This window comes from Falsiroseomonas sp. RANM36 (genome assembly GCF_056682175.1).
The window spans coordinates 104,424-105,095 of the sequence record NZ_JBWXTD010000006.1 but is presented as its reverse complement, the minus strand read 5'-3'; the positions used below and the strand labels follow the sequence as shown (position 1 = coordinate 105,095).

Sequence of the window (672 nt, the reverse complement as noted above, 5' to 3'; positions counted from 1 at the left end):
CGGCCGAGCGCGCGAATGCGCGCCGCGGCAAATGCCGCGAAGCCAAGCCGGCGGAGGCCGGCGCCGGCGATTGAGGGGCCGAAGGTGAAACCTTCGGCCAGTGCGCATCAAAACTTCTTCCCGCCGCCCTGGCCCGGGCCGAACTTGCCATAGGCGGCGCCGTCCACGCCGCCGATGTTGAAGCTGCCGAGGACGTCGCGCTCGTCGATGTCGTTCAGCTCGTCGTCGCGCTGCGGCATCTGCCCGCGCGGCGTGAGCCGGTCCACCATGCCCGGCAGGCCGCGGCTGAGCTCGGACAGCACCTCGTCGCGGCCGAGGCCGGTGTGGCGCTCGATGTCGTCCAGCGCCTCGGGCGGGATCGCGCGGGCCAGGTCCTCCGGCCGCAGGTCGCGGTTCGCGCCGGGCCCGACCCAGCTGTCCACCTGGTCGCCGAGGCCAGCGCCGCGCAGCTGCTCGGTCAAGGAGGCAAGGCCCTGCGTGCCGCCGCGGCCGCGCATCATGTAGGCGAGCAGGGCCATCAGCGCGAGGCCCTTCATCCCGCCGAGGCCGCTGGCCAGCCCGCCGAGGCCGCCCTGTTGCGGCGGCGGCGCCCCGCCCGGCGCCCCCCCCCCCCCCCGCCCCCCCCCCCCCCCCCCGCCCCCCCCCCCCCCCCCCCCCCCCCCCCCCCGCCCG

1 protein-coding gene is annotated in these 672 nt (G+C 77.8%); it reads right to left on the bottom strand.

Annotated features, from left to right (window positions below):
• Nucleotides 1-107: 107 nt before the first annotated feature.
• Nucleotides 108-672, bottom strand: a 565-nt coding sequence (locus AC1MIR_RS22045; protein WP_480030337.1) for a YidB family protein, incomplete at its 5' end; no start/stop codon positions are given.